Origin of the sequence: Actinocorallia libanotica, assembly GCF_039525175.1 — a bacterium.
Classification (GTDB): domain Bacteria; phylum Actinomycetota; class Actinomycetes; order Streptosporangiales; family Streptosporangiaceae; genus Actinocorallia; species Actinocorallia libanotica.
Map to the genome: position 1 here is coordinate 71,165 of NZ_BAAAHH010000026.1, position 23,217 is coordinate 94,381.

General features: G+C 71.7%; 23 protein-coding genes. 5 read left to right on the forward strand and 18 right to left on the reverse strand.

The window, feature by feature from the left end:
• Positions 1 to 127: 127 nt before the first annotated feature.
• A complete protein-coding gene (locus ABD140_RS27260; protein ID WP_344243853.1) occupies positions 128 to 361 on the reverse strand; it encodes a glutaredoxin family protein in 234 nt (77 codons plus the stop codon).
• On the reverse strand, positions 358 to 1,701 hold the full coding sequence (locus tag ABD140_RS40215; RefSeq protein ID WP_425544157.1) for a putative quinol monooxygenase: 1,344 nt from the start codon (positions 1,699 to 1,701) through the stop codon (positions 358 to 360). Before ABD140_RS40215 ends, ABD140_RS27260 begins: the two co-directional genes overlap by 4 nt.
• A gap of 234 nt (positions 1,702 to 1,935) precedes the next feature.
• Here ABD140_RS40215 and ABD140_RS27270 point away from each other — a divergent pair, with 234 nt between their 5' ends.
• Positions 1,936 to 2,808 (forward strand): HAD family hydrolase, encoded by an 873-nt coding sequence (locus ABD140_RS27270; protein WP_344243854.1) that lies wholly within the window; start codon positions 1,936 to 1,938, stop codon positions 2,806 to 2,808.
• An 18-nt stretch (positions 2,809 to 2,826) separates the two neighbouring features.
• Here ABD140_RS27270 and ABD140_RS27275 read toward each other — a convergent pair whose 3' ends face one another.
• The 6 genes from ABD140_RS27275 to ABD140_RS27300 form a co-directional block, all read right to left on the reverse strand.
• Positions 2,827 to 3,756 carry a lysophospholipid acyltransferase family protein gene (locus ABD140_RS27275; RefSeq protein ID WP_344243855.1) on the reverse strand — a complete coding sequence of 310 codons (930 nt, stop codon included), beginning with the start codon at positions 3,754 to 3,756 and terminating at the stop codon, positions 2,827 to 2,829.
• Entirely contained in the window at positions 3,756 to 4,772 is a 1,017-nt protein-coding gene (locus tag ABD140_RS27280) for an NAD-dependent epimerase/dehydratase family protein (protein ID WP_344243856.1), read from the reverse strand. Before ABD140_RS27280 ends, ABD140_RS27275 begins: the two co-directional genes overlap by 1 nt.
• A gap of 92 nt (positions 4,773 to 4,864) precedes the next feature.
• On the reverse strand, positions 4,865 to 4,963 hold the full coding sequence (locus tag ABD140_RS27285) for a 30S ribosomal protein bS22 (protein WP_012854759.1): 99 nt from the start codon (positions 4,961 to 4,963) through the stop codon (positions 4,865 to 4,867).
• 188 nt (positions 4,964 to 5,151) lie between these two features.
• On the reverse strand, positions 5,152 to 5,355 hold the full coding sequence (locus tag ABD140_RS27290; protein ID WP_106397174.1) for a helix-turn-helix domain-containing protein: 204 nt from the start codon (positions 5,353 to 5,355) through the stop codon (positions 5,152 to 5,154).
• Positions 5,356 to 5,464: 109 nt separating this feature from the next.
• Positions 5,465 to 6,244 carry a phosphatase gene (locus ABD140_RS27295; RefSeq protein WP_344243917.1) on the reverse strand — a complete coding sequence of 260 codons (780 nt, stop codon included), beginning with the start codon at positions 6,242 to 6,244 and terminating at the stop codon, positions 5,465 to 5,467.
• Positions 6,245 to 6,246: 2 nt separating this feature from the next.
• On the reverse strand, positions 6,247 to 7,407 hold the full coding sequence (locus tag ABD140_RS27300) for an acetoin utilization protein AcuC (protein ID WP_344243860.1): 1,161 nt from the start codon (positions 7,405 to 7,407) through the stop codon (positions 6,247 to 6,249).
• A 180-nt stretch (positions 7,408 to 7,587) separates the two neighbouring features.
• Between ABD140_RS27300 and ABD140_RS27305 the strand changes: the two genes are divergently transcribed.
• Positions 7,588 to 8,616, forward strand: coding sequence for an alpha/beta hydrolase (locus ABD140_RS27305; RefSeq protein ID WP_344243862.1), 1,029 nt, complete (start codon positions 7,588 to 7,590; stop codon positions 8,614 to 8,616).
• A gap of 129 nt (positions 8,617 to 8,745) precedes the next feature.
• Here ABD140_RS27305 and proC read toward each other — a convergent pair whose 3' ends face one another.
• The 6 genes from proC to ABD140_RS27335 all read right to left on the reverse strand — a co-directional run bounded on the left by proC (position 8,746) and on the right by ABD140_RS27335 (position 13,505).
• Entirely contained in the window at positions 8,746 to 9,540 is a 795-nt protein-coding gene (proC, locus tag ABD140_RS27310) for a pyrroline-5-carboxylate reductase (RefSeq protein WP_344243864.1), read from the reverse strand.
• A 65-nt stretch (positions 9,541 to 9,605) separates the two neighbouring features.
• Positions 9,606 to 10,511: a proline dehydrogenase family protein gene (locus ABD140_RS27315; RefSeq protein ID WP_344243865.1), complete on the reverse strand. Its 906-nt coding sequence runs from the start codon at positions 10,509 to 10,511 to the stop codon at positions 9,606 to 9,608.
• A 28-nt stretch (positions 10,512 to 10,539) separates the two neighbouring features.
• Entirely contained in the window at positions 10,540 to 11,085 is a 546-nt protein-coding gene (locus tag ABD140_RS27320; protein WP_344243866.1) for an ABC transporter permease, read from the reverse strand.
• Positions 11,086 to 11,177: 92 nt separating this feature from the next.
• Positions 11,178 to 12,362 carry an RNA-guided endonuclease InsQ/TnpB family protein gene (locus ABD140_RS27325; RefSeq protein WP_344243867.1) on the reverse strand — a complete coding sequence of 395 codons (1,185 nt, stop codon included), beginning with the start codon at positions 12,360 to 12,362 and terminating at the stop codon, positions 11,178 to 11,180.
• 7 nt (positions 12,363 to 12,369) lie between these two features.
• Entirely contained in the window at positions 12,370 to 12,630 is a 261-nt protein-coding gene (locus ABD140_RS27330) for a helix-turn-helix domain-containing protein (protein ID WP_344243868.1), read from the reverse strand.
• A 2-nt stretch (positions 12,631 to 12,632) separates the two neighbouring features.
• Positions 12,633 to 13,505, reverse strand: coding sequence for a sugar phosphate isomerase/epimerase family protein (locus tag ABD140_RS27335; RefSeq protein WP_344243869.1), 873 nt, complete (start codon positions 13,503 to 13,505; stop codon positions 12,633 to 12,635).
• A gap of 113 nt (positions 13,506 to 13,618) precedes the next feature.
• Between ABD140_RS27335 and ABD140_RS27340 the strand changes: the two genes are divergently transcribed.
• Together ABD140_RS27340 and ABD140_RS27345 are read left to right on the forward strand one after the other, a co-directional pair.
• Complete coding sequence (locus ABD140_RS27340; protein ID WP_344243870.1) at positions 13,619 to 14,317, forward strand: class I SAM-dependent methyltransferase; 699 nt, start codon at positions 13,619 to 13,621, stop codon at positions 14,315 to 14,317.
• 63 nt (positions 14,318 to 14,380) lie between these two features.
• Positions 14,381 to 15,430, forward strand: a complete 1,050-nt coding sequence (locus ABD140_RS27345; protein WP_344243871.1) for an alpha/beta fold hydrolase — start codon at positions 14,381 to 14,383, stop codon at positions 15,428 to 15,430.
• Between the two features lie 193 nt (positions 15,431 to 15,623).
• On the opposite strand, the gene disA is transcribed toward ABD140_RS27345, so the two are convergent.
• The 3 genes from disA to ABD140_RS27360 all read right to left on the reverse strand — a co-directional run bounded on the left by disA (position 15,624) and on the right by ABD140_RS27360 (position 19,428).
• Positions 15,624 to 16,694: a DNA integrity scanning diadenylate cyclase DisA gene (gene disA, locus ABD140_RS27350; protein ID WP_344243872.1), complete on the reverse strand. Its 1,071-nt coding sequence runs from the start codon at positions 16,692 to 16,694 to the stop codon at positions 15,624 to 15,626.
• Between the two features lie 586 nt (positions 16,695 to 17,280).
• Positions 17,281 to 18,675 carry a DNA repair protein RadA gene (gene radA / locus ABD140_RS27355; protein WP_344243873.1) on the reverse strand — a complete coding sequence of 465 codons (1,395 nt, stop codon included), beginning with the start codon at positions 18,673 to 18,675 and terminating at the stop codon, positions 17,281 to 17,283.
• 48 nt (positions 18,676 to 18,723) lie between these two features.
• A complete protein-coding gene (locus ABD140_RS27360) occupies positions 18,724 to 19,428 on the reverse strand; it encodes a hypothetical protein (RefSeq protein WP_344243874.1) in 705 nt (234 codons plus the stop codon).
• A gap of 67 nt (positions 19,429 to 19,495) precedes the next feature.
• On the opposite strand from ABD140_RS27360, the gene ABD140_RS27365 reads away from it, so the two are divergent.
• Positions 19,496 to 20,371 carry an HhH-GPD family protein gene (locus tag ABD140_RS27365; protein WP_344243875.1) on the forward strand — a complete coding sequence of 292 codons (876 nt, stop codon included), beginning with the start codon at positions 19,496 to 19,498 and terminating at the stop codon, positions 20,369 to 20,371.
• Positions 20,372 to 20,671: 300 nt separating this feature from the next.
• On the opposite strand, the gene ABD140_RS27370 is transcribed toward ABD140_RS27365, so the two are convergent.
• Positions 20,672 to 23,185 (reverse strand): ATP-dependent Clp protease ATP-binding subunit, encoded by a 2,514-nt coding sequence (locus tag ABD140_RS27370; RefSeq protein WP_344243876.1) that lies wholly within the window; start codon positions 23,183 to 23,185, stop codon positions 20,672 to 20,674.
• Positions 23,186 to 23,217 lie beyond the last annotated feature (32 nt).

Consider the following 23,217-nt stretch of genomic DNA (forward strand, 5'->3'; position numbering starts at 1 on the left):
AACCCCATTGTGAACGAACGCACAAAGTCACCGAATCGCGTTCGGTGCCATTTCCCCAGGTAGCCGACGAGATCGCGGGAAAGGTTGTGACAAATTAGACACCCTTTCCCGCGTTTTCCCGCCTCGGTCAGCGGTCCGCGAGCGCCTGCCGCAGCCTCTGCTCGTCGATCCGCCAGAAGTCGATCTGCTTTCCGTCGACCAGCGTCACCGGGATGTGGTCGTGGTAGGCGTCCAGCAGCCGCTCGTCCCGGGTGATGTCGCGCTCCTCCCACGGCTCGCCGACCTCCCGAGCCACCCGCTCCACCACCGCGCGGGCGTCGTCGCACAGGTGGCAGCCGGGACGCGACAGCAGCGTGATCATCGCAGCACCGGGAGGCTGCCGCCGGTCAGCTTCAGGTCGATCACGTTGGTGGCCAGCACGTGGGTGCGGCTCTCGGCCTGGAACCGGTGCACGTACGGCCGGCCCTGGTGCTCGTCGAAGGCCTCGCGGTCGCGGAAGAGCTGGTAGGAGATGCGCTGGGTCGGCGCGCCGTCCACCTCGTGGCAGGTGAAGATCAGGATGCCCGGCTCGGCCTGCACCGCCTGGCCGATGAGCTGGTTGACCTGCCGGTCGAAGGCCTGCTCCCGGCCGTCCAGCAAGGTGTAGACCACGATCTGGCCGTAGGGGCCCATGATCCGGGAGGGCTGCGGGGGCTGCGGCGGGGCCGGGGCGAACCAGTCGTCGCCGACCACCGGACCCGGCATCTGCGTCGTGGGCGGGCCCTGCGGCGGCACGGACTGCGGCGGCTGCGGGGGCAGCGGCCGGGAGCCGGTGTGCCGCGGCGGCAGCGGGGCCTGGGGCGGCTGCGGCGGCTCGGGGCGCATCATGCCGTGGGTGTCGGGGCGGGCGCGGTGGGGACGCGGCGGTTCGTAGGCCATCTCGTCCTCAGCCTCCTTCTCCTGGGGGTCTCGGCGTTCGGTGCGGGATCCACGGCCGCTCCCGGCGGCGCGGCCCGTGCGGGCCCCGCCGTCCTTCTCGTCCTGCTCCTCGTCCGCACCGTCCGCCGTGTCGAGGGTGCGCCAGGCCGCGAACCAGACCATCCCCGCCGCCGCGGCGAGACCGATGATCTTCACCAGGCCCGGGAGGTAGCCGACGGCGACCAGGCCGACCAGGCCCGCGCCCGCCGCCAGACCCGCGGGCGCCATCAGCTCATAGGCGTCCTTGTCCCGCTTCTGGGAGCGGACCACGACGGTGGCCACGGCCGCGAGGAGCGCGACGATCACCAGCACCATGGCACCGGTCAGCAGCCCGCCGGGCAGCAGTCCGTAGACGTCGCCGGGGTGCGGCGCCGCGTCGCCCAGCGAGTCGTTCGACAGGGGGTCGAAGAGGAGGACGACCACCGCGACCAGCGAGTAGGAGACCGCGATCAACCGGGTGGCGAAACGCGCCTGCAGCGCCTTGACGCACAGCTCGATCGCGCCGACCGCGATGCAGGCGGGGGCCAGCAGCGCCCCGGTGATCGCCATGCTCCGGAAGACGGGGCTGCTGAAGCCCGCGAACTGCCCGACGGCCAGCGCGGCCAGCGCCAGACCCGCCGTTCCGGTGGCCGCGGCCCAGACCCACAGGTGGATCCGCTTGTCCTTCAGGGCGCGCTGCACCAGCGTCCCGGCGCCCGCAAGGGCTGCCAGGGTCGCCGCCAGAGCCAGGATTCCTTCGACCATCGCGCCCCCATGGTGCCCGATGAATGTCACTGGGGCGTACCTGGAGGGCGACTTCTCACCGTATTTCCATCTGAGCGGACGTTGCCGGGCTACCCGGCGGTACCTAGGGTGAGGTCCGGGAAGCGGTACGGAGCCGTGATCGTTGTGCGGGGCCGGGGGGTCGGGTAGATCTGTACCCAGGGGAAGCAGGCTCGCCGTCAGCGGTTCCGGGCCCAGCGTAGGAGAGACGGGAACATGCGGCACTTCTGGCAACGGCAGGCGACGGATCCGGTCAACGCGGGCAAGGTGGCCGCCGAAGCGGCCGAGACGGTCGCGTGGCCCGTGCCCGACCCCGGCGCGGCGGCGTTCTTCGACGTCGACAACACGATGATCCGCGGCGCATCGATCTACCACTTCGCCCGCGGGCTGGCCAAGCGCAAGCTGTTCACCACCCGCGACCTGGCGATGTTCGCCTGGGGCCAGGCCGCCTTCCGGCTGCGCGGCACCGAGAACACCGAGCACATCGGCAGCGCGCGCGAGGCCGCCCTGTCCTTCGTGGCGGGCATGGCCGTGGACGAGCTCGTCCAGCTCTGCGAGGAGATCTACGACGACGTCATGGCCGACCGGATCTGGCAGGGCACCCGCACTTTGGCCCTGGCCCACCTGGAGGCGGGCCAGCAGGTCTGGCTGGTCACCGCCACGCCCGTGGAGATCGCCCGGGTCATCGCCAACCGGCTGGGCCTCACCGGGGCGCTGGGCACCGTCGCCGAGACCGCCGACGGGTACTACACCGGACGGCTCGTCGGCAGCCTGCTGCACGGCCCCGCCAAGGCCGAGGCGGTGCGCGCCCTCGCCCTCAAGGAGGGGCTGGAGCTGGCCAGCTGCTCGGCCTACAGCGACTCCCACAACGACCTGCCGATGCTCACCGCGGTCGGGGACCCGCACGCGGTCAACCCCGACGGCGACCTGCGCGAGCGCGCCAGGACCGACGGCTGGCCGGTCCACGACTTCCGCACCGGGCGCAAGGTCACGCTGATCGCGCTGCCCGCCGCCGCCGGGGCGGGCGCGCTGGCCGGCGGGGTCGCCGCGGGCATGGCGCTGCGCCGCCACTACCGCGGCACCGCCTGAGAACCGGCCGCGGCCTTTTCAGAAGAAGGCGGGGCCCCGGCGCAGCAGCAGGTCGTAGAGCTGGTGCTGGATCGTCTCGCGGATCTGGTCCGTGAGATCGAACACCACCATCGGGTCGTCGGCCTGCTCGGGCCCGTAGTCCTCCAGCAGGATCGGCTCGCCGAAGCGGATCATCCACTTGGACGGCAGCGGCACCAGCCCCAGCGGGCCCAGCAGCGGCCAGGTGGGGGTGACGGGGAAGTACGGCAGGCCCAGCAGCCGGGCGAGCGGCCGCAGGTCGGCGATCTTGGGGTAGATCTCCTCGGCGCCCACCACGGAGCACGGGATGATCGGCACCCCGGCGCGCAGCGCGGTCGCCACGAAGCCGCCGCGGCCGAACCGCTGGAGCCGGTAGCGCTCGTCGTAGGGCTTGCCCACGCCCTTGAAGCCCTCGGGGAAGACGCCGACCAGTTCGCCCTGGCGCAGCAGCCTGTCGGCGTCCTGCGGGCAGGCCAGGGTGTGGCCGGACTTGCGCGCCAGATGCGCCAGGAACGGCACCTGGTAGACCAGGTCGGCGCCCAGCAGGCGCAGGTTGCGCTGGACCGAGTCGTGCAGGCCGACCTGGAGCATGACGGCGTCCAGCGGGACGGTGCCCGAGTGGTTGGCCACCAGCAGCGCGCCGCCGTGCTCGGGGACGTTCTCCAGGCCGTGCAGCTCCACCCGGAACCAGTGGTCGTACAGCAGCCGGGCCAGCGGCAGCAGCACCGAGGCGTTGAGGTCGGGGTCGAACCCGAACTCGTCGACCTCGTACTCGCCGGAGATCCGGCGCCGCAGGAAGGACAGGCCGCCGGCGAGCGCCCGCTCCAGCGGGTTGCGCTCCGGCTCCGAAGGCCGGTCGGCGTGCAGCGGGATGACCTGTGCGAGGGCGGGGCGCGGCCCGTCCCCGTCGTCCGTGCCGTACGCGTCCATCACCGGACACCGCCCCCTCGCTCCGACCGCCCCGGAAGGGCTCCGGCCACCAGATCGAACAGCTCCAACGGCAGGGTGTTACCCAGCCCGTGCGCCTGCAGGAACTCGCTGAAGGCGGCCTCGGAGCCGTACTTGGGCCGCCAGGACAGCTCCTCGACCAGCCGCGTGGTGTCGATGACCCGGCCGTAGGTGAGCCACCGCCGCAGCTCGTCGGAGAAGCCGGGCACACCGCCCAGCCGCTTGCCCGCGTCCCCGGCCAGCCCGAAGGCCGGTCCGGGCAGCGGCAGCGGCTGCCGACCGGCCCTGCGCAGGCACTGCGACAGCAGCAGCACGCCGTCGCCGGCCACGTTGAAGACGCCCGGATGGTCCTCGACGGTCATCCGGCGCAGCACCTCGACGCCGTCGTCCTCGTGCAGGAACTGCAGGCGGGGGTCGAAACCCAGCACGGTCGGCACCACCGGCATGCGGAGGTAGCGGGTGAGCGGGGAGTCGACGCCCGCGCCGAGGAAGTTGGCGAACCGCAGCACCGACACCGTCAGGTCAGACCTGCGGCGCTGCAGCCCCCGCACGTACCCCTCGACCTCCAGGGCGTCCTTGGCGTACCCCGAGGACGGCGGCACCGCCGCGTGGGAGTCCTCGGTGAAGACCGCCGGGTCGCGCGGCGAGGAGCCGTAGACCGCGGCCGAGGAGCGCACGACCAGCTTGCGCGTGTACGGCGAGCGCTGGCACGCGCCGAGCAGCTGCATCGCCCCGATGACGTTGATCTCCTTGGCCGCGGACCGCTGTCCGGACGGGGAGGTCACCAGGTTCAGATGCACCACGGTGTCGACCTGCGCGGAGGAGATCACCTTGGCGATGCTCGGCGTCCGGATGTCCACCCGGACGAACTCCGTGCGGCCCAGGCGCCCGGTCGGCGGGACGGTGTCCACGCCGATGACGCGCTCGATCCCCGGGTCCGCCTGCAGCGTGTGCGCGACCCGGGCGCCGAGGAAGCGGGACACGCCGGTGACCAGCACGACACGGGCAGAGGCCCGAGGGTTCTCCGGTTCCGAGGCGCGTTTGGAGGACACTCTGCGGCCCACCCCTCACGGCTGGTCGAGCGGCGTGGTCACTTCTTGTTGCGGCGCTGCACGCGGGTCTTCTTCAGCAGCTTGCGGTGCTTCTTCTTCGCCATCCGCTTACGACGCTTCTTGATAACGGAGCCCACGAAACCTCACTCATACGATCCCCGGCCATCGCCGGGATGACCGTCATGGGGCGTGCAGGAAAACGGGCTACAGCGCAGCCCAACGGCTAACACTACCGCCGCTCGCACGTTGAGGAGAACCGGCGGCCTCTCGGCCGCCGGTGTCGTCTCGTCGCTCACGCGTCCGGACAGGCTGGGACGACCCGCGATCAGCCGGCCTCGATGTAGGCCTCACGCAGATAGTCATGGACAGCCTGTTCGGGCACCCGGAAGGAGCGACCGACCCGGATGGCCGGAAGTTCTCCCGAGTGAACGAGTCGGTAGACGGTCATCTTGGACACCCTCATCACCGATGCCACTTCAGCGACGGTCAGGAACCGCACCTCGCTGAGGGGACGCTCGCCTGAAGCCATGTGCCGCCCTTTTCCACACGTGCCCGCCACCTGCCCTTTGGGTGACTTCGATCACGCACGCGTACTTCATCCAGCGTAAATCGTGCATCCCAAGTCGCAAGAGGGTTCTTTACGCCAACAGGCCCGCATGGCTCAGAAGATAGGTCGTCAGCGGGATGTAGTGAGCAGGAAGCACGTTGTCGTCCAGCGGCACACAGACCTCGATTTTCCCTACGATATGCCCGGCGAACAGGGCGGGATCGTTGCAGTCGGCGAATCCGACGGTCGAAACGCCGGCCTCGCCGGCCGCCCCGGCCCACCCGTGGTCGGCGATGACCAGGTCCGGCCAATGCCCGGATTCGTCTGCGAGGTTTGCCAGCATGCGCTCCATGGGAGCGGCGTGGTGGGTGTGCTGGAAGACGCCGCCGAACTCCAGCGCGGCGACGCCCTCGGTGTAGCGGATGACGCGCCGCTGCCGCCCCTCCCACGACTCGTCCGACAGGTAGGACCAGCCCTCGGCGGGGGTCAGGACCGTGCAGCCCGCCTCGCGCAGCGCCCGCGCGACCGGCACGTACAGCGGGTCCAGCAGGGCGCCGGGGTGGCCGGTGGCCAGGAGGACGTTCTGCTTCGCGCGGGCCGCCCTGCCGATGTGCCCTGCCATCGCCTCCAGCGCGTCCAGGGTGAGGTCGGGGTCGATGGTGTCCTCGCCGTAGAAGTGCCCGGGGTCGGGACTCGTGCCGGCGAGGCGCGCCATCGCCTCGATGGTCTGCTCGTACGTCCACTCCCCCAGGTCGAGTCCGAACTGGTAGTACGGCTCGCCCTCGGCCATCTTGCGGAAGTGGCGCAGGTTGTTGTGCCGGGGAGTCGCCACGTCTCCGGCGATGAACGTGCGCACCAGGTGGTCGCGCAGCTCTACTCGGGAAGGAGGCCGTGCTCCGGGAACACCGCCCTGCGCGTCGCCAGGATCGCCTGGTCGATCGGATTGGCCGGGTCGTAGCCCTCGCCCCACGTCTGCACCTCCACCTGGAAACCATCGGTCATCACCTTGGGGGCGATCTCGCCCGTCCGCTCCCGGACGAAATCCCGCCAGTCCTCGGGGCAGGCGGTCCGCGGGTCGATCGGATGCCCGCTCGCCTCGGCCAGCAGGTGCGTCCACGCCCGGGGGACCACCTGCACCAGTTCGTAACCGCCGCCTCCGGTGAGGACCCACTTGCCCCCGGTCAGCTCGTGCGCGAGCGCGTGGAGCCGCTGGTAGGCGGTGCGCTGCCCGTCCACGGTGAGGGACAGGTGGGCCAGCGGGTCCGACAGGTGCGAGTCGCAGCCCTGCTGAGTGACCAGGATCTGCGGCTGGAAGGCGCGCAGCAGCGGCGGCACCACCGCGTCGAACGCCCGCAGCCAGGCGCGGTCCCCCGTGCCGGGGGGCAGCGCCACGTTGACGGAGGTGCCCTCGGCTCCCGTCTCGTGCGGGAACCCCGTGCCGGGGAAGAGCGTGCGGGGGGACTCGTGCAGGCTGATCGTCATGACGCGCGGATCGTCGTAGAACGCCTTCTGGACGCCGTCCCCGTGGTGGACGTCCACGTCCACGTACGCCACCTTCTGCGCCCCGTGCTCCAGGAGCCAGGCGATGGCGACGGCGGGGTCGTTGTAGATGCAGAACCCGGAGGCGGCGTCCGGCATCGCGTGGTGGAGCCCTCCGGAGATGTTGGCCGCGTGCCCGGCCTCGCCCGTCCAGACCGCCTTCGCCGCCGCGACGCTCGCCCCGACGACCAGCGAGGAGGCCTCGTGCATGCCGCCGAACAGCGGATTGTCGGTGGTGCCGAGGCCGTAGACGTAGTGGGGCTTGAGATCCCGCCCCGCCCTCTTCACCGCCTCGATGTACTCGCGCCCGTGCACCAGCGAGATCAGCCCGTCCCCCGCGGATTCGAAGCCGCGCACCTCGACGCGGTCGAGCACCCCCAGGTGGCGGGACAGCTCCATGGTGAGCTCGACCCGGACGGGGTTGAGGGGATGGGCGGATCCGAAGTCGTAGGACAGCAGCTTGTCGTCCCAGAAGACCTGAAGCGTTCCGGTCATACGTCCACTCTCCCGCCGCCGTTCGTCCCTGTGGATCAAAGGTAGCGCGTTACGCAGAGTGACATGGAGCGTACCAAAGTCACCCTTTTGTGAAGTGAAACACTGAGTCAAAATGGGTATCTGCTTAACAAAGCAGAAACAGTGTGAGAGAGATCACCGATCTTCGGGAGGGGGGTGGCCATGTTCGAGGAAGAGGCGATGCCCTCCGTCCCCGAGGTGACGCCCCGGGTACCGCGCCCCACGCCGGTCCTGGAACGTGACCCCAGTCTTCAGAGCAGGCTCGTGGGCGGCGCCCTCCGCTTCACCGTGCGCCCCCTGCTGCACCGCATGCCCGGCCGTCCCCTGCCGATCCGCGCGGCGCGCGCCGCCATCGACCGCGCCTCCCGCCTGCTCCCCACCGACCGCCGGGTGCGGATCGAGCGGGTCCGCGACCCCCAGCTGCACAACGGGCACGTGGTCAAGGCCGAGTGGGTCATCCCCGACGGCCACGGCGCCGACGACGCCGCGGTCCTGTACCTGCACGGCGGCGGCTACGTCGTCTGCTCCCCGCAGACCCACCGCGGCCTCACCACCCGGCTCGCGGTGGACAACGCCATGCCCGTCCTCGTCCCGCACTACCGGCTCGCCCCCGAGCACCCCTTCCCCGCCGCGCTCGAGGACGCCCTGGAGGCCTACCGCTGGCTGCTGGCCCGCGGCTTCACCCGGATCGTGGTGGCGGGCGACTCCGCGGGCGGCCACCTGGCCGCCGGCCTCACCGCCGAGATCAACCGGCACGAGCTGCCCGCCCCGGCGGGCCTGGTGCTCTACTCCCCCTGGGTCGACCTGTCGTGCGAGCTCTCCCTCGCCGAGGACGCCCTGGTCCGCGACCCCTACATCAGCCCGCACACCGCGCGGCGCGTCGGCAGGCTGGTGGCCGGGACCCGGATGGACCCGCGCATGGCGCTGCTGTCCCTGGAGTGGTCGCAGCTGCCCCCGGTGCTCATCCAGATCGGCGGCGCGGAGGTGCTGCGCCCCGAGGGCGAGGCCTTCGCCGAGCTGCTCATGGCCGCCGGCGCCCCGGTCGACCTGCAGGTCTGGCCCGGCCAGATGCACGTCTTCCAGCTCCTCAACAAGATCCTCCCGGACGCCGACGAGGCCATGCGCGAGACCGCCTCGTTCATCGGCTCCGTCATCGAGGGCCGGCGCCCCGGCCTCACCGTCGTCGCGTAGCGACACACGGACAGGGCCGCGTAGCGACACACGGACAGGGCCGCGTAGCGACACACGGACAGGGCCGCAGGGCGGCACACGGACAGGGCCGCGGGGCGGCGGGCGGGCCGGGAGGCCGGGCCCGGAGGGTCAGCCGCCGGCCAGTTCGCGGCCGCGGTCGCGGGCGGCCTCGATCGCCTCCAGCACGGCGGCGCGCACGCCGTGCTTCTCCAGCTCGCGGATGGCGGAGATGGTCGTGCCGGCCGGGGAGGTCACCGCCTCGCGCAGCAGCACCGGGTGCTCGCCGGAGTCGCGCAGCATCACCGCCGCGCCGACCGCCGACTGGATCACCAGCTCCAGGGCCGCGGCGCGCGGCATGCCCAGCAGGATGCCCGCGTCGACCATGGCCTCGACCAGGTAGTAGAAGTAGGCGGGGCCCGAGCCCGACAGCGCGGTCGCGGCGTCCTGCAGCGACTCCGGCAGCCGCGTCACCTTGCCGACCGGCCGCAGGATCTCCTCGGCGAGCGCCAGGTGCTCCGGCCCGGCGTGCTCCCCGGCGGAGATGACGCTCATCGCCTCGTCCACCAGCACCGGGGTGTTCGACATGACCCGGATGACCGGGACGTCGGCGGGCAGCCGCTCGGAGACGAAGGAAGTCGTGATGCCCGCCGCCATCGACACGACCAGCGTGCCCGACGACACGTGCGGCCCGACCTCGGCCAGCAGCGCCGCCATGTCCTGCGGCTTGACGGCCAGCACCAGCACGGAGGCCTTCGTCGCGGCCTCGACGTTGGCCACCACGGCCACGCCGTGGCGTTCGCGCAGCAGCGCGGCGCGCTCCTCGCGGCGGGCCGTCACCAGCAGCTCCGAGGGGCGGCGGCCGGCCCGCAGCAGGCCCGACAGCAGCGCCTCGCCCATCTTGCCGGTACCGAGAATCGCGATCATCACACACCTGACCTGGTAGTCCTGAGTCCTACGGACGATCTCGTCAGCCTAACGGGCCGCGGAGGCTAGGAGCGCGTGCGCAGGGCGCGCAGGAAGAAGGCGAGGTTGGCGGGCCGTTCGGCGAGCCGCCGCACCAGGTAGCCGTACCAGTCCTCGCCGTAGGGGACGTAGACGCGCACCCGCGCGCCCGTCCGGGCCAGGCGCAGCTGCTCGTCCGGGCGGATGCCGTAGAGCATCTGGTACTCGAACGAGTCGTGGTCGCGGCCGCCGACCATCCGCAGCGCGTCGGCGATCTCGATGAGGCGCGGGTCGTGGGTGGCGACCATCGGGTAGCCGCGCCCGGCCATCAGCGTCCGCAGGCAGCGCACGTAGGACTTGTCGACGTCCGCCTTGGCGGTGTAGCCCACCGACGGCGGCGGGTCGTAGGCGCCCTTGCACAACCGCACCCGGGAGCCCTCGTACGCCAGGCGCGCGCAGTACTCCTCGGCGCGGCGCAGCTGCGCCTGGACGACCGCGCCCGTTCCCGGGTGCTCCTCGCGCAGCGCGTCCAGGACGCGCAGCGTGGACGCGACCGTCGTGTGGTCCTCCATGTCGAGGGTGACCGTGGTGCCGGCCCGCGCGGCCGCGACGCACACCCGGCGGGCGTTCGCCAGCGCCAGGTCCTCGTCCAGCGCCTGGCCGAGCGCGGTGAGCTTGACCGAGACCTCCACCCCGCCGGGCAGCTCCGGCAGCAGCTTCTCGTACGCCCGCACCGTCGCCTCGGCGCCCGCCGGGTCCCGCACGTCCTCGCCGAGCCGGTCCAGGCTGACCAGCAGCCCGTCGGCCAGCAGCCGCGCCGCGACCTCCAGGGCCCGCGCGGCGTCCTCCCCCGCGACGAACCTCCGCACCACCCGGCGGGTCACCGGCGCGGTCACGAGCGTCGTGCGCAGGCCCGGACTGCGCGAGGCGGCGAGCAGGCTTCGGCGGAGCATCTCTTCACCTTAAGCGCTGGACGCGTCCTCAGGGCGTACGGCGGGGCAGCGTCACCGCGCCGACCAGCAGGGAGACCAGCGCCGCGCCCGCGATCACCGCGACGTCCACGGCGAAGCCCGCGCCGGGTTCCGGCGAGACGGTCAGCTCGCCCATGGCGTCCACCGCGTACGACAGCGGCATCACGTCCGACAGCGCGGACAGCACCGGCTGCATGGCGTCGCGGGGCGCGAACAGGCCGCACAGCAGCGCCTGCGGCAGGACGAACGCCGGCATGAGCTGGACGGCCTGGAACTCCGTGCGGGCGAACGCGCTCGCGAACAGGCCGAGCGCCACTCCCAGCAGCGCGTCCAGCAGCGCGATCAGCACCAGCGCCCACAGCGGCCCGCTGACGGACATCCCCAGGAAGAGCAGCGACACCCCCAGGATCACCGCGACCTGCGCCAGCGCGACCGCCGAGAACGCCAGCGCGTAGCCGATGATGAGGTCGAGCTTGCCCAGCGGCGTCGTCATCAGCCGCTCCAGGGTGCCCCCGGTGCGCTCGCGCAGCGTGGCCACGCTGGTCACCACGAACATGAACTTGACTGCTCCCCGCTCTGAAGGAAAGAGCCCTGATGGGCCTTTTCCTCACCTGAGAATGTGTGGGGATTCACGGCTCACGCTGCCTCTCACCCCGGCGGAGCAAGAGGTCTTCTGCGATCAGCGCCGTCCGGGTCCAGACCCGCCCGGACGAGCATCACACGCGCGGAGTTCTTGTCCCTGGGGGATACGGCTCCGCACGTGGTGCAGGTGTAAGTGCGCTCCGACAGCGGCAGGCGGTGCTTGGCTCTCGCCCCGCACGTGCCGCAATCCATGGTGGTATGGCCAGGGTCCACCAGATGAACGGTCCTGCCGTGTTTACGCGCCATCCGGATCAGTGTGCTCTTGGCCGACCCGATCGCAGCGTCTGCAGCCTTACGGGCCATTGTAGATCTGGTCAGAAACTTCGGCCGAAAGTCCTCCACCGCCAGCACATCATGATCACGCACCACGCTCTTGGCCCATTTACGGGCCTCATCCTGCCTGCGCCGTGCGACCTTGGCGTACGCCCTGGCTGCTTGGCGACAGGCATTGCGGTAGCCCTGAGAGGCCAGCCTGCCCTTGGGTGTGCGGCGACGGGCCATCATCCGCTGGTAGCGGGCCAGACGCGCAGCGGCCGACTTGCCGTGCTGGGAGTGGGGCAGGTCGTGGGCGTCGCTGGTGGTCGTCGCGATCTCCTTCACTCCCCAGTCGATACCGATCGCCCCACCCACCGACGGGAGAGGTTCGAACGGTGCAGGGGCGACGAACGAGCCATACCAGTGGCCCAGCACATCGCGGTAGATACGGACGCTGGACGGCTGTGCGGGAAGCGGACGTGACCACACCACCCGCACACTGATACCACCGGCCAGCAGCAGGCGCCCCTCACGAAGACGGAATCCGTTGCGGGTGTAGTTCAACGTCGGAGCCGCCGCATGCTTCTTCTTGAAACGTGGCATCCCGGACCGCCGCCGTACCGGCAAACGCGCCTTGATGTCTTTGATCGCCTTGGCACGCGAACGACCGAAATCTCGAACGGTCTGCTGCTGTGGCACCGACGCGCCCTGCCCCAGCCACGGATGCTCGGCGCGCCAGGCGGTCAGTTGTTTGTCCAGCAGTGCCGGACCACACGCCTCACCGGCTTGGTAGGTGGCACGAGAGACGCTCACGCATTGGTTCCACACCCACCGGCACCGATCCCATTCAGCCAGCAACGCCGCCTCAGCCCGCGACGACAACCGCAACCGGTAGGTGTAGCGGGCACTGCCCGTTTCTCCTGCCGCAGATGCCACGCGCCCATCATCGCACGCCAGTTCGATGGAGGAGGTGTGAATGCACCGCTCCAGGCCGGTCGACGAAGAGCGCCTCCTTGCCGGCGAAGAAGTGGTGCACCAGCGCCGGGTCCACCCCGGCCGACCTGGCCACCGCGCGCAGCGAGGTGCCGTCGAAGCCCTTCTCGGCGAACAGCTCGCGGGCGGCGGCGAGGATCAGCGGGCGGGTGCCGGAGGGGCCTTTGCGCCGGCCCGGCCGCGCGGGCGCGCCGTCTCTGCCCGGGGGCACGGTCAGCTGGTGCGCTGCCGGGAGACCTCGCCCGAACGCGAGACCTCCCATGTGCGGCTGGCCGCCAGGTGCAGGCGGGCGAAGGCCAGCGCCTCGGCGAGGTCCTCGATGCGCTCGGAGCGCGAGGTGGCCTTGCGGGTGTTGACCTCCAGCACCACGTGGCCGCGGAAGCCCTGCAGCGCCAGCCGCTCCAGGATCTCCCCGCACGGCTGGGAGCCGCGGCCCGGCACCAGGTGCTCGTCCTTGTTGGGGATGCCGACGCCGTCGGCCAGGTGCAGGTGGCGCAGCCGCTCGCCGTAGCGGTCGGCCATCTCCAGCGCGTCGCTGCCCGAGACCGCGGTGTGCGAGGTGTCCAGCGTCAGGTGCGGATAGTCGTAGCCGGTGGGGTCCCAGTGCGGGGCGTACATGCCGAGCTCGGTGCCGCGCGCCTTGGCGGGGAACATGTTCTCCACCGCGAAGACCACGTCGGTCTCCTCCTGCATGCGCGCCAGGCCCGTCTCGAAGTCCCGGGCGTACTCGCGCTGCCAGCGGAACGGCGGGTGCACCACCACGACCTCCGCGCCCAGCCGCTCGGCGATCTCCTTGGAGCGCATCAGCTTGTGCCACGGATCGCGGCCCCAGACCATCTGGGTGAACAGCAGGCAGGGCGCGTGGATCGACTTGATCGGCATCTGGTGGTATTCCGACAGCCGGCGCAGCACGTTGAGGTCCTGCGAGGCGGCGTCCAGGGTGACCATCACCTCCACCCCGTCATAACCCAGCCAGGACGCCATCTCGAAGGCGCTCGGCACCTTCTCGGGGTACACCGAAGCGGTGGACAGCGTGATCGGGGCGTCGGGCACCCGGATCGACTCGGCGACGTCGTTGCGGGACAAGGCTCCTCGCTCTCTGACCGTTCTGCCGAAAGCCTATGCGTTCCCCGCCGCGACGGGACCCGTACTTGGCGGGAAAAGGACGAACCATCAGCACTGTTGGTTACTCTCTGTCCGTGGTAGAGATCGCCCCCGGTGCCGTGCCCAGTCCCAACATCTGGAACACCCCCCAGACGTACGAGTTGGAGAACCGCGCCGTCGACCCCGACGGGGTGCTGGCGGAGGCGATGCGGGAGCTGCGCCCCTGGGACGGCGCCACGGTCCTGGACGTCGGCTGCGGCACCGGCTACCACCTGCCCTTCTTCGCGGAGAAGGCGGCGCGGGTGATCGGGGTGGAGCCCCACTCGGGCCTGGCCGCCGCGGCCCGTTCCCGGGTGGCCGGACTGGGCCATGTGACGGTCCGCACCGCCGCCGCCCAGGCCCTGCCACTACCCGACTCCAGTGTCGACGTCGTGCACGCGAGGTGGGCGTACTTCTTCGGTCCGGGCTGCGAGCCGGGGCTGCGCGAGATCGCCCGGGTGACGCGGCGCGGCGGCACCGCCTTCATCATCGACAACGACGCCACCAGGTCCACCTTCGGCCGCTGGTTCCGCCGGTGGCTGCCCGCCTACGACCCGGCCGAGGTCGAGCGCTTCTGGACCCGCCAGGGCTTCTCCCGCCTTCCCTTGACCATCCGCTGGGCCTTCGCCGACCGGGCGGGGCTGGAGGCGGTGCTGAACATCGAGTTCCCCGCCGACCTGGCCGCCGGATTCCTGGCCGAGGTGCCGGGGACCGAGGTCGACTACGCGGTCAATCTGTGGCACAGGTCCTACTGACCCGCCCGGCACTTCACTCGCTAGACAGTTTGTACAACAATGCCGGGAAACAGGAGGACTTCCATGACTCGTCGTAATGTGATGCTGGCGGCGACCGCCCTCGGACTGGGCGCGGCGGGCGCCGCGGGCGGGATGGCCCTGCAGCGGCACGCCCTGCGCCGGCTGCGGCTGCGCCCCGACCCCCACGCCGGGGAGCAGTTCGGCGCCCTGCGCGGCACCCCCGTGCCGGTGCTGGCCGACGACGGCACCCGGCTGTACGCGGAGATCGACAACGACGACCGCACCGACCTGGCCGTCGTCTTCTGCCACGGCTGGACCCTCACCGGCGACTCCTGGCACTTCCAGCGCAAGGCGCTGCGCGGCCTGGGCCGGCTCGTCTTCTGGGACCAGCGCGGCCACGGCCGCTCCGGCTCGGCGGACGACCGCTCCTCCTACTGCGTGGACCAGCTCGCGCACGACCTGCGCGCCGTCATCGAGCAGACCGTCCCGCCGGAGACCCCCGTGGTCCTCGTCGGCCACTCCATGGGCGGCATGACGATCATGAAGTTCGCCGACGAGCACCCCGAGCTCATCGGTGGCAAAGTCAGGGCCGCGGGGCTGCTGTGCACCTCCTCCGGCGGCCTGGGCGAGGTCACCCTCGGGCTGCCCGCCGCCCTGGCCCGGGTCAACCGCCTGCTGATGCCGCACGGCCTCAAGGCCGCCGGGCTCGGCTCGGGCGTCCTGGAGCGGCTGCGCCACCTCGGCCGCGACTCCGCCCTGCTGGTGGAGGACCTCGTCGCCTTCGGCCCCGACGCCAGCCCCTCGGCGGTGCTCTTCGCCGAGGAGATGATGACCGCCACCCGCATGCAGGCCCTCACCGGCTTCATCCACTCGATGACCAGCGTCCCCGAGCTCAGCCCCTGCAACGCCCTGCGCAAGGCCGAGACCCTGATCATCGCCGCCGAGAACGACGCGCTGACCCCCGTCGAGCACAGCCTCACCCTCGCCACCAAGTGCCCCGACGCCCGGCTGGAGGTCATCCCCACCGCCGGCCACATGGCCATGATGGAGCGCCCCTCGATCGTCAGCGACCACCTGGGCGACCTCATCGAACGCACCCGCAAGACCCTCTGACCCCGCCGCCGGAGGCCCCCCGGCCTCCGGCACGCCCCACCCCTGGGGGAACGGCGCCCGCCGGACGGTACGGCCCGCCGGGCGTACGGCCCCGCCGGGGCGCGGCCCACCGGGCGGTACGGCCCCACCGGGCGCGGCCTGCCGGGCGGCAAGGCCCACCGGGGCGCGGTCTGCCGGGCGTCCGCCGGGGCGGTCAGACGTAGCGCTCCAGGATGCTGGACTCGGCGAGGCGGGAGAGGCCCTCGCGGACCGAGCGGGCGCGGGCCTCGCCGACGCCGCCCACGGCCTGGAGGTCGTCTATGGTCGCGGCGAGCAGCTTCTGCAGGCCGCCGAAGTGCTCCACGAGGCGCTCCACCACCGGGTTGGGCAGGCGGGGGACCTTGGCCAGGAGGCGGTAGCCCTTGGGGCTCACCGGGAGGTCCAGGGCGTCGGCGCCGCTGAAGTCCATGGTGCGGGCGACGTCACCCAGCTCCAGCAGGCCGTTGGGGGTCAGCTCGTCGAGGGCGGCCAGCACCTCCTCGGTGGGGCGCTCGCTGGGCTGGTAGTCCCGCACGATCAGCTCGCGCTCCTCCTCCACCCCGGAGACCAGCTCCTCCAGCTGCAGGGAGAGCAGCCGCCCGTCGGTGCCCAGCTCCACCACGTAGCCGTCGATCTCGTCGGCGATCCGGCGCACCATCTCCAGCCGCTGCACGACCGCGGTGACGTCGCGGACGGTGACCAGGTCCTCGATCTCCAGCGCCGACAGGGTGCCGGAGACCTCGTCGAGGCGGAGCTTGTAGCGTTCGAGGGTGGCCAGCGCCTGGTTGGCCTTGGACAGGATCGCCGCCGAGTCCTCCAGCACGTAGCGGCCGTCCAGGTACAGGGCGATGATCCGCATCGACTGGCTCACCGAGATCACCGGATAGCCGGTCTGCCGCGCCACCCGCTCGGCGGTGCGGTGCCGGGTGCCGGACTCCTCGGTCTCGATGGTCGGATCGGGCACCAGGTGCACCGCCGCCCGCACGATGCGCGTGCAGGAGGAGTCCAGCACGATCGCGCCGTCCATCTTGGCCAGCTCGCGCAGGCGGGTGGCGGAGAACTCGACGTCCAGGGTGAACCCGCCGGAGCACACCTCTTCCACGGTCCGGTCGTGGCCCAGGACGATGAGGCCCCCGGTGTGGCCGCGCAGGATGCGTTCCAGGCCGTCACGAAGAGCCGTCCCCGGAGCCACCGCGGCCAGCGTCGCGCGGCGCCTCTCGTCGACGATTTTTTCTTGTGTTGGCACTTGACCCCCGCAGGTCGCCGGTCGTCAACAAGGTGCGCCCTCGGCCCCCCGCCGGAAGAAGGCCTCCCGGAGAAGGACCCCGCCGAAGGCGGCGTCAGAGCGCGGACAGCCTATCGAGGCCGCCACCTGCCATGATTCGACGCCCGATCCGGTCCATCGGTTCCCTTCTTCTTTCCCACGGAGCCGGATCCTTCCCTCCGGTCAGTCCCACCCACGTGCCCATACCCCCGAATCCGCGGCCGTCCACCCCCCGCGCCGCCGAAACACCCTCTCCCCGCGGCCAGACACCCCTTACCGGGCCCTTTCCCCGGAAGGCAGGAAAAGGCCATGCAAAGGACTTACAGCCCGATTTGGGCACACTCAGTGCCTGTCGACCCATATCCGGTCCTGTCGTGCCCGTCCGGGCCGTCCAGGGGCATCTGAGCCCCGCCGGGGAGCCTCCGGGCAGAGCCGAGGTCCGGACAGAGCCGAGGTCTCCGAGCAGAGCCGAGGTCCGGACAGAGCCGAGGTCTCCGAGCAGAGCCGGGGTTCCGGGCAGAGCCGGGGTTCCGGGCAGAGCCGGGAGTTCCGGGTGAGCCGAGGGGGCTCAGGGTGCGGTGAAGGCCACACGGGTGGCCTCGCCCAGGTTGTCGACCTCGATGACCTTCATGCCCTCGAACTCGACGGCGCCCAGCTGGCGCAGGGGGCCGCCCTTGCCCAGGTCCAGGGCGCCGCGGGGGACGAGCGCGCTGCGGAAGCCCAGACGCGCCGCCTCGCTCAGGCGGCGCTGGGCGCCGGGGACGGGGCGCACCTCGCCGGCGAGGCCCACCTCGCCGACCGCGATGAGCGTGGGCGAGAGCGGCTGCTCGGTGTCGGAGCCGGCGACGGCCAGGGCCACCGCGAGGTCCACCGACGTCTCGGTCAGCCGCACCCCGCCCACCGTCGAGACGTAGATGTCCTTCTCGTGCATCTTCATCCGGGCACGCTGCTGCAGCACCGCCAGCACCATCGCCACCCGGCTGGACTCCAGGCCCGAGGTGACCCGCCGGGGCGAGGGCAGGAAGCTCGGGCCGACCAGGGCCTGCACCTCGGCGACCAGGGGGCGCCTGCCCTCCAGGGTGACGGTGACGCAGGTGCCCGGCACCGGCTCCTCGCGGCGGGTGAGGAACAGCCCGCTGGGGTCGGCCAGGCCCACGATCCCGACCTCCGAGAGGTCGAAGCAGCCCAGCTCGTCCGTCGGCCCGTAGCGGTTCTTCACCGCGCGGATCATCCGCAGCCGGCTGTGCCGGTCGCCCTCGAAGTACAGGACCACGTCGACCAGGTGCTCCAGCAGCCGGGGGCCCGCGATCGCGCCCTCCTTGGTCACGTGGCCGACCAGGACCACGGTGATGCCGCGCTCCTTGGCGACGCGGATGAGGTTGGCGGTGACCTCCCTGATCTGGGTGACCCCGCCGGGCGCCCCGTCGGCCTCCGCCGAGCCGATCGTCTGGATCGAGTCGACGATCAGCAGCTGGGGCTCCACCGTCTCCACGTGGCCCAGCAGCGCGCCCAGGTCCGTCTCGGCCGCCAGGTAGAGCTGCGCGGCGACGGCGCCGACCCGGTCGGCCCGCAGCCGGACCTGCTCGGCGGACTCCTCGCCCGTGACGTACAGCACGTTGCCCCGGTCGGCGGCCAGGGCGGCCACCTCCAGCAGCAGGGTCGACTTGCCGATGCCCGGCTCGCCCGCCATCAGCAGCACCGCGCCGGGCACCAGGCCGCCGCCGAGCACCCGGTCGAGCTCGTCCATGCCGGTCGGCTGGCTGTGCGACGAGCGCACGTCCACCTCGCCGATCGGCTTGGCCGGCGAGCTCACCGGACCCGCGCTCACCACCCGCGGCGGAGCCGCCGCCCCCGCCTCCGCGACCGTGCCCCAGGCCTGGCACTCCCCGCACCGCCCCACCCACTTGGCGGTCTGCCACCCGCACTCACCGCACCTGTAAGCGGGCTTCACTGCTTTGGCCATGGCCAGAACCCTAGAGCGCCCCACCGACAAAAGCGCCCGCGCGAAACCTCAGCGCCGGGAGCGCCTGTCCTCGGCGAGCTCGAACACGCCCTTTTCCGTGTGGACGCCGCTGCCCTGGGCCTGGATCACGTAGGTGCCCGGGAGCGCCTTGGTGCGCGGGCCGTCGCAGCCCTTGTCGCTGCGGCGGCGGTCCCAGGAGAGCACGCGGGTGTGGGGGACGCCGCGGCGCAGGCGCTGGATGGACGAGGCCGCGGCGTCTTCGCAGTGCGCCGAGTTCCAGATCCGGTCGGAGCCGGACTTGATCCGCGTCACCAGGGCCCGGGAGCCGACGTCGAAGGTGCAGTCGATCTTCCCGGTGTTCACCACGGTCAGGGTGAAGGTCGGCTGCACGCCCGGGGCGAACTCCGGCGCGGACGGGGTGAGGGTGGCGACCACGTCGCGGGGCGCGCAGGCGTCGCCGGGCCGGCGCGGCGCGGCGACCGTCGCGGTCTGGGTCACCGTCACCATGACCGTCGGGATCGCCAGGGGGCCGCCGCTGCCGCTTCCGCCATCGGAGACCGTGGGCGTCGGGCTCGCCGCCGCGCTCGTCTTCGTGGCGGCCGGCGCCTTCTCCCCGCCGCCTCCCGAGCAGGCCCAGGCCAGGCCGCCGACGACCAGCACGACCACGCCGAGCGCGATCGCCCTGCGGCGCCAGTAGGCCTCCTGGAACTCCTCGTCGCCCTCGTCGTCTTGACGCATCGTGGCCGAATCCATACGGACAGTATGCTTTTCCGATCTTCACCTGCCCCGAGCGACACGCGCAAGCCTTAAGCTGGCGCCGATGTCCAGCCAGATGCCCACTGAGCCCGTGCTGCAGTGGTACGCCGAGAACGCCCGTGACCTCCCCTGGCGGGAGGCGTCCGCCACCCCCTGGTCGATCCTGGTCAGCGAGCTGATGCTGCAGCAGACCCCGGTCGTGCGGGTCCTGCCGGTGTGGCGGGAGTGGATGGGCCGCTGGCCCACGCCCGCCGCCCTGGCCGCCGAGCCGTCCGGGGAGGCGGTGCGCGCCTGGGGCCGGCTGGGCTACCCGCGCCGCGCCCTGCGCCTGCACGCCTGCGCCGTGGCGATCACCGAGCGGCACGGCGGCCGGGTCCCCGACGACCACGACACCCTGCTCGCCCTGCCCGGAGTCGGCGCCTACACCGCCGCGGCCGTCGCCAGTTTCGCCTTCCGGCAGCGGCACGCCGTGCTGGACACCAACGTGCGCCGCGTCCTGGCCCGGCTGCGCACCGGCGTGGAGTACCCGCCCAAGGCCGCCACCCGCGCCGAGACGAAGCTGGCCGAGACCCTGCTGCCCGCCGACGCGGAGACCGCCGCCACCTGGGCCGTGGCCGTCATGGAGCTGGGCGCCCTGGTCTGCACGGCCCGCTCCCCCCGCTGCGCCGACTGCCCCGTCATCGACCAGTGCGCCTGGTACCTGGACGGCAAGCCGCCCTACGACGGCCCGCCCCGCCGCGGCCAGACGTACGCGGGCACCGACCGGCAGTGCCGCGGGCGCCTGCTGGCGGTGCTGCGGGAGACCAGCGGCCCGGTGGAGAAGCCCGCCCTGGACGTCGTGTGGTCCGACGCCGTCCAGCGGGAGCGCGCCCTGGACGGCCTGATCGCCGACGGCCTCGTCGATCCCCTGGAGGACGGCCGCTACGCCCTCCCCCGCTGAGGCACGCGACGGCGGCCCCGCCCGCGCCGGCGGAACCGCCCCCGCGGAACCAGAGCCGGCGGCACGGCCCCGGCCCCCCTGCAACCGGCTGCCCGCCCGAAGCGCGGTACGGCCCCCTCCCGCCCTGGGGCGGAAGGGGGTTCCCCAACTCCTCGGCCGAGTCTGCCGGTCCCGGTGTCCCGCGGGCATGGGCCGAACGTCCCTCCCTCCCCGGCCGCCCGTCCGGGACGGCCGAACAGGGGGAAGGCCCGCGCCCCTGGGGGGTGCGGGCCTTCCGGCGGGTCTGCGGCGCTGCGGCCGTCAGTCCTTCTTCAGGTTCAGCGACGAGGCGCCGAGCTCGGCCACGTCCGGCACCGAGGACGGCTTGGGCATGCCCTTGAAGGTGAACTTGGCGTTCTCGCCCTCGCCCTCGACGTCGACCACGACGATCTGGCCGGCCTGGAGCTCGCCGTACAGGATCTTCTCCGACAGGGCGTCCTCGATCTCCCGCTGGATGGTCCGGCGCAGCGGCCGGGCGCCCAGCACGGGGTCGTAGCCCCGCTCGGCCAGCAGGTCCTTGGCGGGCTGCTTGAGCTCGATGCCCATGTCGCGGTCGCGCAGGCGCTCGTCCAGGCTGGCGACCATGAGGTCGACGATCTGGATGATCTCCTTCGGGGTCAGCTGGTGGAAGACCACGATGTCGTCGACGCGGTTGAGGAACTCGGGGCGGAAGTGCTGCTTGAGCTCCTCGCCGACCTTGGCCTTCATCCGCTCGTAGTCGCCCTTGGCGTCGTCCGCGCGGCCGAAGCCGATGGACAGGCCCTTGGAGATGTCCCGGGTGCCGAGGTTGGTCGTCATGATGATGACGGTGTTCTTGAAGTCCACGACCCGGCCCTGGGCGTCGGTCAGGCGACCGTCCTCCAGGATCTGCAGCAGCGAGTTGAAGATGTCCGGGTGCGCCTTCTCGATCTCGTCGAACAGCACGACCGAGAACGGCTTGCGGCGCACCTTCTCGGTCAGCTGGCCGCCCTCCTCGTACCCGACGTAGCCGGGAGGCGAGCCGAACAGCCGCGAGACGGTGTGCTTCTCCATGAACTCGGACATGTCGAGGGCGATCAGCGCGTCCTCGTCGCCGAACAGGAACTCCGCCAGCGTCTTGGACAGCTCGGTCTTACCGACGCCGGACGGGCCGGCGAAGATGAACGAGCCGCCGGGGCGCTTGGGGTCCTTCAGGCCGGCGCGGGTGCGGCGGATCGACTGGGAGAGCGCCTTGATGGCGTCCTCCTGGCCGATGACCCGGCGGTGGAGCTCGTCCTCCATGCGCAGCAGGCGGGCGGACTCCTCCTCGGTCAGCTTGAAGACCGGGATGCCGGTGGCCGTGGCCAGGACCTCGGCGATGAGCTCCTCGGTGACCTCGGCGACGACGTCCATGTCGCCGGCCTTCCACTCCTTCTCGCGCTGGGACTTGGCGGCCAGGAGCTGCTTCTCCTTGTCGCGCAGCGCGGCGGCCTTCTCGAAGTCCTGCGCGTCGATCGCGCTCTCCTTCTCGCGGCGCACGTCGGCGATCTTCTCGTCGTACTCGCGCAGGTCCGGCGGCGCGGTCATCCGGCGGATGCGCATCCGGGACCCGGCCTCGTCGATGAGGTCGATCGCCTTGTCCGGCAGGAACCGGTCGCTGATGTAGCGGTCGGCCAGCTGGGCCGCGGCCACCAGCGCGCCGTCGGTGATCGAGACCCGGTGGTGGGCCTCGTAGCGGTCGCGCAGGCCCTTGAGGATCTCGATGGTGTGCGGCAGGGACGGCTCGGCGACCTGGATGGGCTGGAAGCGGCGCTCCAGGGCCGCGTCCTTCTCCAGGTGCTTGCGGTACTCGTCCAGGGTGGTGGCGCCGATGGTCTGCAGCTCGCCGCGGGCCAGCATCGGCTTGAGGATGCTGGCGGCGTCGATCGCGCCCTCCGCGGCGCCCGCGCCCACCAGGGTGTGCAGCTCGTCGATGAACAGGATGATGTCGCCGCGGGTGCGGATCTCCTTGAGGACCTTCTTCAGGCGCTCCTCGAAGTCACCGCGGTAGCGGGAGCCGGCGACCAGCGCGCCGAGGTCCAGCGTGTAGAGCTGCTTGTCCTTGAGCGTCTCGGGCACCTCGCCCTTGACGATCTTCTGGGACAGGCCCTCGACCACGGCGGTCTTGCCGACGCCGGGCTCGCCCACCAGCACCGGGTTGTTCTTGGTGCGGCGGGACAGCACCTGCATGACCCGCTCGATCTCCTTGTCGCGCCCGATCACCGGGTCCAGCTTGCCCTCGCGGGCGGCCTGGGTCAGGTTGCGGCCGAACTGGTCGAGCACGAGCGATGTGGAGGGAGCGGACTCCGACGCCGCGCCGGACGCGGCCGGCTCCTTGCCCTGGTAGCCGTGGAGCAGCTGGATCACCTGCTGGCGGACCCGGTTGAGGTCCGCTCCCAGCTTCACCAGCACCTGCGCGGCGACTCCCTCGCCCTCGCGGATCAACCCGAGCAGGATGTGCTCGGTGCCGATGTAGTTGTGGCCCAGCTGCAGCGCCTCGCGCAGGGACAGCTCGAGCACCTTCTTGGCACGCGGGGTGAAGGGGATGTGCCCCGACGGCGCCTGCTGACCCTGGCCGATGATCTCCTCGACCTGCTGGCGCACCGCTTCGAGACTGATCCCCAGGCTCTCAAGGGCCTTTGCGGCGACACCCTCACCCTCGTGGATCAACCCCAGCAGGATGTGCTCAGTGCCGATGTAGTTGTGGTTGAGCATCCTGGCCTCTTCCTGGGCCAGGACGACCACCCGCCGCGCACGGTCGGTGAACCTTTCGAACATCTCGTCGCTCCCTCACACCGCCCCGCAGGAGG